Genomic DNA, 12,695 nt, shown 5'->3' with positions numbered 1-12,695 from the left:
ACCCTGCATCACCCCAGTCTTAACGACCACGAGCCAACCCCCGGCAGGCGCGCCTTAAAAAGGCGAAACCACACCCAAAGTTGTTCAGCAGACTCCTAGTGGGCGGTGTGGGACTGCTGCACCCTCGCGGCTTCGGATTGCAGGGCTTCTATTACGGTGCGCACGGCCAGGCGCTCGGCCCGGTCGGGGCGCATGAGGGCCACGATTTGGCGCTCGGATTCGATTCCGCGCAGGGGCTTCAGCACGAGGCGGCCGGGCTGGCCGCCGCCGGAGGTGTAACGCGGCACCAGCGCGATGCCGAGCCCGGCGATCACGAACGATTCGATCAGGGCGAGGTCGGCGAACCGCTGCGACATCGACAGCCGCGCGCCCGCCTCCTGCTCGATCGCGTGCAGAATGCGCTCGAACGGATACCCGTCGGTCACGCCGATCCAGGTCTCGCCGATCAGGTCGCTCGGACGCACCCAGGCGCGATCTTCCAGCGGATGCCCCACCGGCAGCCCCACATCCAGCGGCTCGGTCATCAGCGGCACCACTTTCAGGCCGCGGCCGGCCCAGGAAAGCTGCCCACTCATCGAGTGGGCCAGCACGATGTCGTACTCTGCCGTGAACGCGGGAAAGTCGCTCAGTTCGGGGTCTTCATCGGCGCAATTGAGCACGAGGCCGGGCCTCAGGTGCTTGATCACGCCGGGCAGCAGCATCTGGCCGGCGGTGGGAAAGGTGACGAGGCTGACTTCGCCGGTGGCGAGGTTTCGAAATTCGTCCCAGAGGGCGGTCGCCTTCGCGAGTGACACCGCGACATCCGTTGCGCTGCGGGCGAGGGCGCGGCCGGCGTCGGTGAGCACGAGGCCGCGACCCTGACGCTGGGTGAGCGGCAGACCGGCTTCGCGTTCGAGCACCTTGAGCTGTTGGGAGACCGCCGAGGGGGTGCGGTGGGTGGCCAGGGCGACCGCTGTGACGCTGCCGCGGTCGGCGAGTTCGCGGAGTAGTTCGAGTCGTTGCACGTCCATGTAGTTAGCCTAAACAGTTCATGCAACATAAAGCGATTGTGCTGCACGGTTGCTGGTGGTCTACTAAAAGAGTCATACACGAGCAATGTCGCCTCCGTGCCGGGCCACTCCATCTCCTCTGAAAGGCACCTCGTGTTCATCCTCATCGCACTCCTGTCCGTTGCCGTTGTCTCCATCGCCGCCCTCGTCGTTGAGGTTCGCCGCGATGGCTACCGTCAGATCGAGCGTCGCAACTTGGTGCGCGCCTTCTAACTCCCACCGCTTCTCCACTTCACTTCCCGCTCTCGCGTGAGGTTGAGGGGTTGGCGCGAGCATCCGTCCCTCGTAGGGCCGTTTGCGAAACCGAGCCATCTGCGTCCTCACTGGCTGCGCTTGTGCACTCCATCATGGGGATCGGCGGTGGCAGGGTCACCTGCTCCTCGCTCAAAACTCGCAACCCCGCACGAAACCCCGCCCCGCCTTGTCTCTTGGGGGCTGTGAGCCATGCTCTAAACTGGCGAGCGTGACTGATACGCGGCAGAAACTCATCGACTTCATCTCGGCCGAGGCCGTTTTTCACGGCGACTTCGTTCTCACGAGCGGCAAGAAGGCCACGTACTACGTGGACATGCGCCGGGTGAGCCTTGACCATCGGGTCGCTCCGCTCATCGGGCAGGTCATGCTCGACCTGATTCAGGACGTTCCCGACGTCGTCGCCGTCGGCGGCATGACCATGGGCGCCGACCCGATCGCTGCCGCCGTCATGCACCAGGGCGTGGCCCGTGGCGCCAACTACGACGCGTTCGTCGTGCGCAAGGAGCCGAAGGACCACGGACGGGGCCGCCAGGTCGAAGGCCCCGAACTCGCCGGCAAGCGCGTGATCGTGCTCGAAGACACCTCGACGACCGGCGGGTCGCCCCTCGCCGCCATCGAAGCCCTGCTCAAGATCGGCGCCGAGATCGCTGGCGTCGCCGTGGTGGTCGACCGCAACACCGGTGCCCGCGAAGTGATCGAAGCCGCCGGCTACCCCTATTTCGCCGCGATCTCCCTTGAGGACCTGGGGCTGAACTAGTGGCGCCAGACGACGACGAGCTCGGAATCGACTGGCTCGCGTCGCAGCTCGGCAAGCCCGTCGGCGAGTCGGGTGCGGAATCCGGTGCCGATTCGCTGGTGGCGTCCGGTGCTGACGATGCGGATGCCGCCGCTCCCATTGTTCCGGTCACACCCATTTCGGACGAGCTCGGGCGAAGAGGCCACCGCGCCGCTGAGGCACAGGCCGAACCGGTTGCCGCCGTCGAGCCGGCGCCCGTCGCCCCCGAAGTCCCCGCAGCGACCGTCGACCTGCCCAGTTCTGAAACGGATACTGGTCCGCAGGGCCCGGCGGCGAGCATCCGCTCTCAGCCCGGTGAGGACGTCGGCGATCAGCCGACCGAGCTGCTGACTGCGCCGGGAGATGTCGGTCAGCCGACCGAGCTGCTGACCGCACCGGGCACGTTCGGTGCCACCGAGTCTGAGGCCAGCGGTGCTGCGGCCGCCACGACCGTCATCGCCGGCACCGCGACCCCGATCGCGGCGCCGACAGCTACCGAGCCGCCGAGCCGCCACAGCTCCCGGCGGGGTACCGGCGGTGCCCGCCAGGCCGGCCTGGTCTGGACCGCCGTCGGACTGCTCGCGGCCATCGTTCTCGCTGGACTGTTCTATCTGGGCCAACGGCTCGTTGCGAGCCCGGTTCCGGTGGCGGCGCCCACTCAATCCGCTTCGCCCACACCGACACCAACTCCCACGCCGACTCCGACGCCGGAGATTACCGCGGTACAGCCGGCCGGCGTGCACGAGTGGAACACCCTGTTCGGCGGGGAATGCCTCGAACCCTACGTCTCGCCGTGGGAAGAAGACTTCACGGTCGTCGATTGCGCAGCTTCGCATACGGGGCAGCTGGTGTTCCGCGGCGACTTCGGCGGCGACGCGACCACGGCCTTTCCAGGCGAAGCCGCACTGGCCGCGCAGATCAACCTGCTGTGCACGAGCCCCGGAATTTTGGACCTGAACGCCGCCGGCGCCTACCCGAACCTGCAGATGCAGGGCAGCTATCCGATCACCGAAGACCAGTGGACCGACGGTCCACGCAACTTCTACTGCTTCGCCAGCCGGGCCTCGGCTGAGCCGCTCAGCATGAGCATCATGGGAGCCGGCCCCGGCGTCTGAGAGGCTAGAGCTCGTCGCTCTCGATCAGTTCGGTCACGAGCAGCTCGTGCACCCCGGCCACGATCTCGTCTGGCCGAAACGGGTAGCGGTTGATCTCGGCCTCGTCGCTGATGCCGGTCATTACGAGAATCGTGTGCAGCCCGGCCTCGATGCCGGCGACAATGTCGGTGTCCATCCGGTCGCCGATCATACCGGTGTTCTCGGAGTGCGCGCCGATCTTGTTCATCGCGGAACGGAACATCATGGGGTTGGGCTTGCCGACGACATAGGGTTCCATACCGGTGGCCTTGGTGATAAGCGCCGCAATTGCCCCGGTCGCTGGCATCGGGCCGTCTTTGCTCGGTCCGGTGGCATCCGGATTCGTCGCGATGAACCGTGCGCCGCCCAGAATTAGCCGAATCGCCTTGGTGATGGCCTCGAACGAATAGTTGCGCGTCTCACCAACCACGACATAGTCGGGAGCGGTTTCGGTCATTATAAAGCCGGCCTCGTGCAGGGCAGTGGTGATTCCGGCCTCGCCGATCACGAACGCCGTGCCACCAGGCATCTGCGATTTAAGAAAGTCTGCCGTCGCGAGCGCCGAGGTCCAGATGCGGTCCTCCGGCACGTTCAGCCCGCTCGAACGCAGCCGGGCGCTCAGGTCACGCGGCGTGAAAATGGAGTTATTGGTGAGCACCAGAAACGGGGTGCCAGAATCCGTCCACTGCTGCAGCAGCTCGGAGGCCCCGGGGAGGGCCTCATTCTCGTGCACGAGCACACCGTCCATGTCGGTGAGCCAGCATTCGATTTCGTCGCGTCGTGCCATCGGGCGCTCCTTCATGTCGACTCTCAGCCTAGCTGCGCGAGGTTTCGCCTCGGTTACATCTCAGGCAATAAAACGGATGCTGCGGCCCCACCCGAAATCGCCCGTGCCGGCACGACGGCCGAAACTCCCGAAAGCTGGCTAGTGCCTCAGGCGGTGACCCAGATGGACGCGGCAGCAGCTGGCGTGATCAGCCGGCTCTGGCCATCCGCTAGCACGATGGTCAACGGCGCCGCGAGCATGAACGCGGTGCCTGGTCCGATCAGATCCACCGCGAGCTCGCGCAGCACTGCGGAGTCGCGGTCGCTGATGCGCAGCACGACTCCGGCGTGCCCGACCGCGGCCTCGGCCAGCAGCACGGACGGCTCGCGCACGACCGAGCCGTCGGCGGCCGGAATCGCATCGCCGTGCGGATCGTGCGTAGGAAATCCGAGCCGGGCGTTGATCGCTTCGAGCAGCCGATCCGAGATGGAGTGCTCAAGAATCTCAGCCTCGTCGTGCACCTGGTCCCAGTCGTAGCCCATTTCGCCGACCAGCCAGGCCTCGATCAGGCGGTGCCGTCGCACGACCGCGGTCGCGCGCAGCCGGCCGGCATCCGTCAGCGCCAGCGGCCCGTACGGAACGTGGGTGATGAGCCCGCTCGCGGCGAGCTTCTTCACCATTTCGGTCACGGATGACGGCGCCACCCCCAGTCGCACGGCCAGCGCCGACGGGGTGATCAGGTCGCTCTGCCACTCAGTGTGGGCGTAGATGGTCTTGAGGTAGTCCTCGGCGGCGCCGGTCGTGTAGGTCATATCGCTTTAAGGGTAACCGCTCACGCTCTGGTGAACTCAGGCTCCGGTGAAGACGAGTACGAGCAGCAGCACGTTGAGGGCGACCAGCGCCAGCGCGCACACCACACCGGCGGCGGTCGTGAACCAGCGGTTGGTGAACGTGCCGAGCAGGCCGCGCTGCGCGGTCAGCCAGACCAGCGGAATCAGCGCGAACGGAATGCCGAACGAGAGCACCACCTGGCTGAGGACGAGCGCCTGGGTGGGGTCGAATCCGACGCCCAGAATGAGCAGAGCCGGAATCAGCGTGACCAGCCGTCGCAACAAGAGCGGAATGCGCACGTGCAGCAGGCCGTGCATAATCTCGGCCCCGGCATAGGCGCCGACCGAGGTTGAGGCGAGCCCCGACGCGAGCAGTCCCACCGCAAACAGCGTCGCGACGATCGGTCCGAGCGTGTCCTTGAGCGCCGCATAGGCTCCCTCGAGCGTGTCGGTTCCGTCCACACCCTGCAAAGCGGATGCTGCGAGCAGCAGAATCGCCAGATTCACCGTTCCGGCGATGGCCATGGCGATCGTGACGTCCCATTTCGTGGCCCAGAGCAGGCGGCGGGTCGCGACCACGCCCTGCCATTCCGGGAATCGGTCGCGGGTGAGCGAGGAGTGCGCATAGATGGCGTGCGGCATGATCGTCGCGCCGAGAATGGACGCGGCGAGCAGCACCGAGTTGCTGCCCTCGAAGCGCGGAACCAGACCGTCGAGAACGCCGCCGGCATCGGGGGGGGAGACGAAGACGCCGGCCGTGAAACCGATGGTGATAATGAGCATGAGCATGATGATGACGCGTTCGAAAATGCGCGGTCCCCGCCGCGAGTGCACCATGAGCACGATCATCGAGATGGTTCCGGTGATCACGCCGCCCCAGATCAGCGGCAGGTTGAACAGCAGGTTGAGGGCGACGGCGCCGCCGATGATCTCGGCGAGGTCGGTGGCCATGGCGACGAGTTCGGCCTGAATCCAATAGAGCCGCCGCGCGGTGGGCCGTTTCATGCGCACCCCGAGAATCTCGGGGAGGCTCTGCCCGGTGACGATCCCAAGCTTGGCCGAGAGGTACTGAATGAGCCAGGCCATCACGTTGCCGGCCACGACCACCCAGACCAGCAGATAGCCGTAACGGGCTCCGGCGGTCATATTGCTCGCGACATTGCCCGGGTCGAGGTAGGCGACCCCGGCGACGAGGGCCGGTCCGAGCAGCCACAGCAGGCGGCTGGAGGCGACCGTGATGGGAGCCTGGGCGAGCACGCGATCGGGAGCGGGGGCATCCGTTTTAGACATGCCGAAACCCTAGCCGAAATTTAGGCACACCGAAAGCCCGAATCTGGGTTCGGCCGGCGGGTTACGGTTAAGCAGTGATCGAACCAGCCGCCCCCACCTTCGCCGTCGACAGCTCTTCCCCCGAACGCTCCACCTACGGGGTCGGCCCGTGGCCGGGGGAGTGGCCGAGCGAAGACCGGTACGACGCCGAGCTGCTCGAGCACGGCGACACCCGCAACGTGATCGACCGGTATCGCTACTGGAATATGGCCGCGATTGTGGCTGACCTGGATGAGCACCGGCATCCGTTTCACGTGGCGATTGAAAACTGGCAGCACGACATGAACATCGGTTCGATCGTGCGCAGCGCTAACGCGTTCGGCGCCGACACCGTGCACATTATCGGGCGCAAACGCTGGAACAAGCGCGGTGCCATGGTTACCGACCGCTACCAGCACGTGCTGCACCACACGGATGTCGCCGCGTTCGTGCAATGGTGTGCCGCAGAGGCGCTGCCGGTGATCGCGATCGACAACGTGCCAGGAAGCGTCATTATCGAGACCTTCAGCTTCCCAGAGCGCTGCGTGCTTCTGTTCGGCCAGGAGGGCCCCGGACTGTCGGAGCAGGCCATCGCCGCCGCGGAATCCGTCGTCGAAATCAGCCAGTTCGGGTCGACCCGCTCGATCAACGCCTCGGCCGCCGCGGCCGTCACCATGCATTCCTGGGTGGTTCAGCACCGGTTCTGATTTTTCCTTCATTCGGTGACGGTTTGGGGCTAGCGTGACGGTATGACTGCGATCACTGACGATCTACCCGCCCGCCTGCTGCACGAAGAAAACGCCGGATGGGAGGCCATTCTGGGCGGTACGGGCGGCGCCTACTACCAGCGCGAAATGACCGACGACGGGTTGATGATCGTGCCGGGCGCTGTCATCACGCGCGACCAGGTCACCGCCTACTTTGATCAGGCGGCGCCGTGGGAGAGCTACGGTATTCACGAGCCCGCCATCATTCGCCTCGGCGAGCACGCCGGTGTCGTCGTCTACAAAGCAATTGCCCGGCGCGGCGAGGTGGTGGCCGAACTGAACATGTCGACCACCTATCTGTTCGTCAACGGTGGCTGGCGCGTCGCGGCCCGGCAGCAGAGCCCAGCGTAGCCTGGCCCATCCGTTCAGCAGTCTGGCGTGCATGAGCGCGCCCGATGTGGGTGCTCGCTACGGCAACCGTACGTAGCGCCCACCGATATCGGGCGCGGTCACGAGATGTCGGACGCGAGACATGGGGCGCGGTCGCGAGACAGGGGTGGCAGCGCACCGAAAGCGGCGGCCTGCGGTCTTGGTAGGATTCAGTGTGACCGGCGACAATTTGATTTCAGAGCCCGAGACCCTTCTTCCCGCGGAACCGGAGGTGCTCGAGGCCCTTCGCCGAACCGCGTGGAGCGAGATCGCCGCTGTGGTGCAGGTGCACCCGACGTCGCCGCTGGCCTGGGCTGAGCTGGCCGATGCCACCCATTCCGAGGGTCGTGTGCTCGAGTCGTACGCCTATGCTCGGGTCGGTTATCACCGCGGACTCGACGCCCTGCGCAAGGCCGGCTGGCGCGGCCACGGCCCCATTCCGTGGCGCCACGAACCCAACCGCGGGGTGCTTCGCGCCCTGTTCGCGCTGCGCCGCGGTGCCGAAGAGATCGGTGAGGCCGACGAGGTCATCCGTCTCACCGCTTTTTTGACGGATGCCGATGCGAGCGCCATTGACATCATTGGAGCCCGTTACACCGGCAGCCCCGGCTTCGACCCGGCGCCGCCGACCGAAGCCTTTGTTATTCGAGGAGAAGACTAAATGCCCGCGATCGTACTCATCGGAGCCCAGTGGGGCGACGAGGGCAAGGGCAAGGCCACCGACCTGCTCGGTAGCCGGGTCGACTATGTCGTCAAGTTCAACGGCGGCAACAACGCCGGACACACCGTTGTCATCGGCGATGAGAAGTACGCGCTGCACCTGCTGCCGTCGGGCATCCTGAGCCCCGGAGTGACCCCGGTCATCGCGAACGGCGTGGTCGTCGACGTCGAGGTGCTGTTCGAAGAGCTCGACGCGCTGATGGAGCGCGGTGTCGACGTCTCCCGGCTCAAGGTCAGCCTGAACGCGCACGTCATCACGGCGTACCACCGCACCCTCGACAAGGTCACCGAGCGTTTTCTCGGAAAACGCCAGATCGGCACCACCGGGCGCGGCATCGGCCCGGCGTACGCCGACAAGATCAACCGCGTCGGCATCCGCGTGCAGGACCTGTTCGACGAGAACATTTTGCGCCAGAAGGTCGAGGGCGCCCTGGACCAGAAGAACCACATGCTGGTCAAGGTGTACAACCGTCGCGCCATCGAGGCCGAGGAGATCGTCACCGAGCTGCTCGGTTACGCCGAACGACTGCGCCCGATGGTCACCGACACCGCGTTGCTGCTGCACCAGGCGCTGATGGCCGGCAAGACCGTCTTGTTCGAGGGGGGCCAGGCCACCATGCTCGACGTCGACCACGGCACCTACCCCTTCGTCACGTCGTCGAACGCCACCTCGGGCGGCGCGGTGACCGGTTCCGGTATCGCACCCAACCGCATCGACCGCGTCATCGCCGTGGTCAAGGCGTACACGACCCGGGTCGGCAGCGGGCCGTTCCCGACCGAGCTGTTCGACGAGTCCGGCGAGTACCTGCGCGCCAACGGTTTCGAGTTCGGTACCACGACCGGCCGTCCGCGTCGCTGCGGCTGGTACGACGCCCCGATCGCCCGGTACACCGCCCGCATCAACGGTGTCACCGACTTCGTGCTCACCAAGCTCGACGTGCTCACCGGCCTGGCCGAGATTCCGGTCTGCGTGGCCTACTCGGTCGACGGCGTGCGCATCGACGAGGTGCCCGTCTCGCAGAGCGACTTTCACCACGCCGTGCCGATCTACGAGAACTTTCCCGGTTGGACCGAGGACATCACCGGTGTGCGCACGTTCGAGGAGCTGCCGCAGGCCGCGCAGAACTACGTGCTCGCGCTCGAAGCCATGAGCGGATCGCGCATATCGGCGATCGGCGTCGGCCCGGGCCGTGAAGCCATCGTGGTGCGGCACGACCTGATCGACTAAAGCCGCTACCCGTTTCGGGGTTGACCTGCCACACTGGGCGGGTGAGCGCCCTGAGACCCCATTCCCTGACCCTGACCGGTCGTTTTGTGCAGCTGCAACCGCTCGGCAGCGCGGTGCTGCCCGACCTGCACCGCGCCATCGCTCGCCCCGAGGTGTTCGCCGCCGGCTTCGGCGGTGGCCCGGCAGCGTTGCGCCGGGACGTGGACGGGTTTATCCAATGGGCCGACACCTACTTTCAGTGGGAGAGTCTGCCCTACGTAGTGCGCCTGCTCGGCGGCGCGCACGACGGCGACGTCGTCGGCACCACGACCCTCGGCGACATCGATGTCGTCAACGAGTCGATTCACCTCGGCTGGACCGCGTACGACCCCCGCGTCTGGGGCACCGCCGTCAACGCGGAGACCCAGCTGCTCGTGCTCGGCACCGCCTTCGACAATGGTTTCGGCCGGGTCAAAATTCAAGCGGATGCCATCAACGAGCGTTCCCGCGCCGCCATCCTCGGTATCGGAGCCACCTTTGAAGGCATCCTCCGCCGGGATCGCCCCCGCGCCGACGGCACCTGGCGGGACAGCGCGGTCTACTCGATCCTCGCCGATGAGTGGCCGGCCGTTCGCGCCGGACTCGAGGCCCGCCTCTCCGCATTCGAGTCCCGGTTCGTGTCCTATCGGAGCCTGCGCAAGGCCGGGCCGGGCGGCACGATCAGCGGCGGTGGCCCGCAGAGCGGCGTGCGCAGCAGCGTGAACGGCGGGAGCGCGCCGGATCTGCCGGGGGCGGCGCCCGGAGCCGCGCCGGGTTCGACCCGTGCGGCGGCCGGCTTTGACGCGGAACGAAATGCCGGGGCCGATACCTCGCAGTAGTGGCCTGGGGGCGTTCGTGCCCTCCACGAGGTGCTCAGCGCGCTGAAAATCACCGAATTGTGCGACGGTTGATCCCCTATTGGCGGGAATTCCCGCCGGCCGGGTGCGGCATCCGCTGCCATTCTTCGGCGCTTTTCAGACGTTGAGCTCGGCGGGGCGCTGGTGCGCCGACGCCCACTATAGGCTCGGACCGTGCCCCCACAGCCTGCCGCCAGCAAGACCCTCGTCACCCTGCAATTTCTCGGTATGGGGCTGATCTGGGGCTCCAGCTTTCTGTTCATCAAAATCGCGCTCGACGGGGTCAGCTTCGGTCAGGTCGCTTGGTCCAGACTCGTGCTCGGCGGACTCACCCTCGGCCTGATCGTGCTCGTGAACCGGCCGCGGGTGAACAACGGGCCGGTGCTGCCGCGCGAAGGCGTGGTCTGGCTGCACTTTCTGGTCATTGCGATCACCGGATGCGTGATTCCGCACCTGCTCTTCGCCTGGGCCGAACAGTACGTCTCGTCGAGCCTGGCGAGCATCTACAACGCGGTCACTCCGATCATGACGGCGCTCCTGGCGACGCTGGCGTTTCGGGTGGAGAAGCTCGCGCGCGCCCAGGTGGCCGGGGTGATGCTCGGCATTTTCGGCGTCGTCGTGATCATCGGTCCGTGGCAATATTCCTCGCTCACCGGCGATTTCTGGGGTCAGCTCGCCTGCCTCGGCGCGGCCGTCAGCTACGGCTTCACCTATGGCTACACGCGTCGTTTTCTGAGCGGCCGGCCGATCGCCGGCAGCACCTTCGCCTTTCTCAATATCGGCATCGGCGGCGGCATTATGTTGCTGCTGACTCCCGTGCTGGCCTGGAGCCCGGTGCAATTGACGCTGCCGATCGTGCTGTGTCTGCTGGCTTTGGGTGCCCTCGGCACCGGAGTCACCTACATCTGGAACATCAACGTGCTGCGCGCGTGGGGCCCGACCAACGCGTCCACGGTGACCTACGTGACACCCGTCGTCGGCGTTATTCTCGGGGTGCTCGTGCTGACCGAAACGTTCTCCTGGCACGAACCGACCGGGGCGCTGCTGGTGCTCATGGGCATCCTGCTCACGCAGAAACGGTTGCGGCTCGGGTGGTTCGGGGTGCGGGGCCGGGAGGCGGCGGCATCCGTTTGACGCGGGCAGCATGCATTATCGTAAAACCATGGCCGTACACGAGGAACTACCCCCAGAAGCCGACGCGGCTGCGATCGACCAGCTGCACAGCATTCGCGAGAGCATCGATAATATCGACGCCGCGCTCATTCATCTGCTGGCCGAGCGGTTCAAATTCACCCAGCAGGTCGGGCGTCTGAAGGCCACCCACGGGTTGCCGGCCGCCGACCCGGCGCGTGAACTCATGCAGATCGATCGCCTGCGCGGGCTCGCCGAAGAAGCGCACCTCGACCCGGCCTTCGCCGAGAAGTTCCTCAATTTCATCATCGCCGAGGTGATCCACCACCACGTGAAGATCGCCGGCGGCGAGCCGGTCGTGGTGGGACGGGCCGCTGGGGCTGCGGCGGGGCTTCCGGCTGGGTCGGCGACTGTGACTGCTAAGACTGCTGTGCCCGCTGCGACGCACCCGGTGCCGCACCCGCCGACCGCGCATGCACCGATCCGGGCGTCGTGATCGTTCGGCGCCGCGCTGTGGGAACCGTGTGGTCAGCAACGTGAGCTGGGATCCGCGCTCCCTCCCCGACCAGAGCGGCAAGACCTTCGTGGTCACCGGCGCCAACGCGGGCCTGGGTTATTTCACCAGTGAGCAACTCGCTGGGGCTGGCGCGCACGTCATTCTGGCCTGCCGCAACACCCTGAAAGCGGATGTCGCCGCGGCGGCCATCCGCGATCGCGCGCCCGGGGCATCCGTTTCTGTGCTGCAGCTGGATGTATCAGACCTGCAGTCGGTGCGCGAGGTCAGCGAGACCCTGCGTGCTCTGCCGCGTCTCGACGGTCTGATTCTGAACGCCGGAATCGTGCACCCGTCTGCCGACCGGCAGGTGAGCCTCGACGGCAACGAGCTCATCTTCGCGACGAACTTTCTGGGCCACTTCGCGCTCACCGCCGGCACCCTTACGGCCTTGCGCCGCACGCCCGGCAGCCGGGTGGTGTCGCTCGGGTCGCTGATTTCCCGACTGATGGACTCGTCCCTCGATGATTTGCAGCTCGCCGCCACGTACAACGGGTGGAAGGCGTACGCGCAATCCAAGATCGCCATGCAGGTGTTCGGATTCGAACTCGACCGGAGGCTGCGGGCGACCGGCGCCGGCATGGTGCAATCCCTGGTTGCACATCCGGGATATTCCATTTCGGGGCTGACTCCGACCATTCCCGGTGTCAACAGCGTCTCGCGGATCAAACGGGTGATCGACGGTGCGCAAACCGTGGTCGGCGCGCAGGGCAAGCACCACGGCGCCTGGTCGACCGTGCGTGCTGCAATCGACCCGGATGCCCACGGTGGCGACTACTTCGGCCCGCGCCTGCTCACCCGTGGCCGCCCCGTGCGCCAGCCCGCCACCCGCACCTCCCGCGACCGTGCCGTGGCGGCGCGTCTCTGGGAGCGAGCCGAAACCCTCATCGACGAGCCCTTCCTCTAGTCCCTCACGCGAAAGCGCAAAAAGTGCCC

Annotated in this window: 14 protein-coding genes; 10 read left to right on the top strand and 4 right to left on the bottom strand. The window is 66.4% G+C overall.

Features of this window, described 5'->3' with window-relative positions:
- Positions 1-95 precede the first annotated feature (95 nt).
- Positions 96-1,010, bottom strand: coding sequence for a LysR family transcriptional regulator (locus E3T43_RS11450; RefSeq protein ID WP_092447907.1), 915 nt, complete (start codon positions 1,008-1,010; stop codon positions 96-98).
- 502 nt (positions 1,011-1,512) lie between these two features.
- Here E3T43_RS11450 and pyrE point away from each other — a divergent pair.
- Positions 1,513-2,061 (top strand): orotate phosphoribosyltransferase, encoded by a 549-nt coding sequence (gene pyrE, locus E3T43_RS11445; RefSeq protein WP_134472546.1) that lies wholly within the window; start codon positions 1,513-1,515, stop codon positions 2,059-2,061.
- On the top strand, positions 2,061-3,194 hold the full coding sequence (locus E3T43_RS11440) for a hypothetical protein (protein ID WP_134472545.1): 1,134 nt from the start codon (positions 2,061-2,063) through the stop codon (positions 3,192-3,194). The genes pyrE and E3T43_RS11440 overlap by 1 nt, the downstream gene beginning before the upstream one ends.
- A gap of 4 nt (positions 3,195-3,198) precedes the next feature.
- Here the strand turns inward: E3T43_RS11440 and E3T43_RS11435 are convergent, their stop codons facing one another.
- From E3T43_RS11435 to E3T43_RS11425, 3 genes are all read right to left on the bottom strand, one after another.
- A complete protein-coding gene (locus E3T43_RS11435; protein WP_104131812.1) occupies positions 3,199-3,999 on the bottom strand; it encodes an HAD-IIA family hydrolase in 801 nt (266 codons plus the stop codon).
- A gap of 146 nt (positions 4,000-4,145) precedes the next feature.
- On the bottom strand, positions 4,146-4,790 hold the full coding sequence (locus tag E3T43_RS11430; RefSeq protein ID WP_134472544.1) for a metal-dependent transcriptional regulator: 645 nt from the start codon (positions 4,788-4,790) through the stop codon (positions 4,146-4,148).
- Between the two features lie 36 nt (positions 4,791-4,826).
- Positions 4,827-6,098, bottom strand: a complete 1,272-nt coding sequence (locus E3T43_RS11425) for an Nramp family divalent metal transporter (protein ID WP_134472543.1) — start codon at positions 6,096-6,098, stop codon at positions 4,827-4,829.
- A gap of 77 nt (positions 6,099-6,175) precedes the next feature.
- On the opposite strand from E3T43_RS11425, the gene E3T43_RS11420 reads away from it, so the two are divergent.
- The 8 genes from E3T43_RS11420 (at position 6,176) to E3T43_RS11385 (ending at position 12,666) form a co-directional block, all read left to right on the top strand.
- Positions 6,176-6,823, top strand: a complete 648-nt coding sequence (locus E3T43_RS11420; protein ID WP_134442351.1) for an RNA methyltransferase — start codon at positions 6,176-6,178, stop codon at positions 6,821-6,823.
- A gap of 42 nt (positions 6,824-6,865) precedes the next feature.
- Entirely contained in the window at positions 6,866-7,234 is a 369-nt protein-coding gene (locus tag E3T43_RS11415; RefSeq protein WP_104135897.1) for a nuclear transport factor 2 family protein, read from the top strand.
- 193 nt (positions 7,235-7,427) lie between these two features.
- Positions 7,428-7,913, top strand: coding sequence for a DUF3151 domain-containing protein (locus E3T43_RS11410; protein ID WP_092447899.1), 486 nt, complete (start codon positions 7,428-7,430; stop codon positions 7,911-7,913).
- The gene (locus E3T43_RS11405; RefSeq protein ID WP_134472541.1) at positions 7,914-9,200 is read left to right on the top strand and encodes an adenylosuccinate synthase; all 1,287 of its coding nucleotides are present in this window, start codon (positions 7,914-7,916) and stop codon (positions 9,198-9,200) included.
- A gap of 41 nt (positions 9,201-9,241) precedes the next feature.
- Positions 9,242-10,057 (top strand): GNAT family N-acetyltransferase, encoded by an 816-nt coding sequence (locus E3T43_RS11400; RefSeq protein ID WP_134472540.1) that lies wholly within the window; start codon positions 9,242-9,244, stop codon positions 10,055-10,057.
- Positions 10,058-10,249: 192 nt separating this feature from the next.
- Positions 10,250-11,209, top strand: a complete 960-nt coding sequence (locus E3T43_RS11395; protein WP_370449942.1) for a DMT family transporter — start codon at positions 10,250-10,252, stop codon at positions 11,207-11,209.
- A gap of 28 nt (positions 11,210-11,237) precedes the next feature.
- Positions 11,238-11,702 (top strand): chorismate mutase, encoded by a 465-nt coding sequence (locus E3T43_RS11390; RefSeq protein ID WP_134472539.1) that lies wholly within the window; start codon positions 11,238-11,240, stop codon positions 11,700-11,702.
- Between the two features lie 28 nt (positions 11,703-11,730).
- Positions 11,731-12,666: an SDR family NAD(P)-dependent oxidoreductase gene (locus tag E3T43_RS11385; RefSeq protein ID WP_241978952.1), complete on the top strand. Its 936-nt coding sequence runs from the start codon at positions 11,731-11,733 to the stop codon at positions 12,664-12,666.
- Positions 12,667-12,695: the final 29 nt, after the last annotated feature.

The organism is Cryobacterium sp. Hh7, assembly GCF_004403155.1.
Lineage (GTDB): Bacteria > Actinomycetota > Actinomycetes > Actinomycetales > Microbacteriaceae > Cryobacterium > Cryobacterium levicorallinum.
The sequence above is the reverse complement of the archived record's forward strand: the minus strand, read 5'-3'. Positions and strand labels throughout refer to the sequence as shown.

Coding starts and splice junctions, on each gene's coding strand:
- E3T43_RS11390 (WP_134472539.1), top strand. CDS start 11,238: ATGGCCGTACACGAGGAACTACCCCCAGAAGCCGACGCGGCTGCGATC.
- E3T43_RS11405 (WP_134472541.1), top strand. CDS start 7,914: ATGCCCGCGATCGTACTCATCGGAGCCCAGTGGGGCGACGAGGGCAAG.
- E3T43_RS11430 (WP_134472544.1), bottom strand. CDS start 4,790: ATGACCTACACGACCGGCGCCGCCGAGGACTACCTCAAGACCATCTAC.
- E3T43_RS11450 (WP_092447907.1), bottom strand. CDS start 1,010: ATGGACGTGCAACGACTCGAACTACTCCGCGAACTCGCCGACCGCGGC.
- E3T43_RS11435 (WP_104131812.1), bottom strand. CDS start 3,999: ATGGCACGACGCGACGAAATCGAATGCTGGCTCACCGACATGGACGGT.
- E3T43_RS11415 (WP_104135897.1), top strand. CDS start 6,866: ATGACTGCGATCACTGACGATCTACCCGCCCGCCTGCTGCACGAAGAA.
- E3T43_RS11425 (WP_134472543.1), bottom strand. CDS start 6,098: ATGTCTAAAACGGATGCCCCCGCTCCCGATCGCGTGCTCGCCCAGGCT.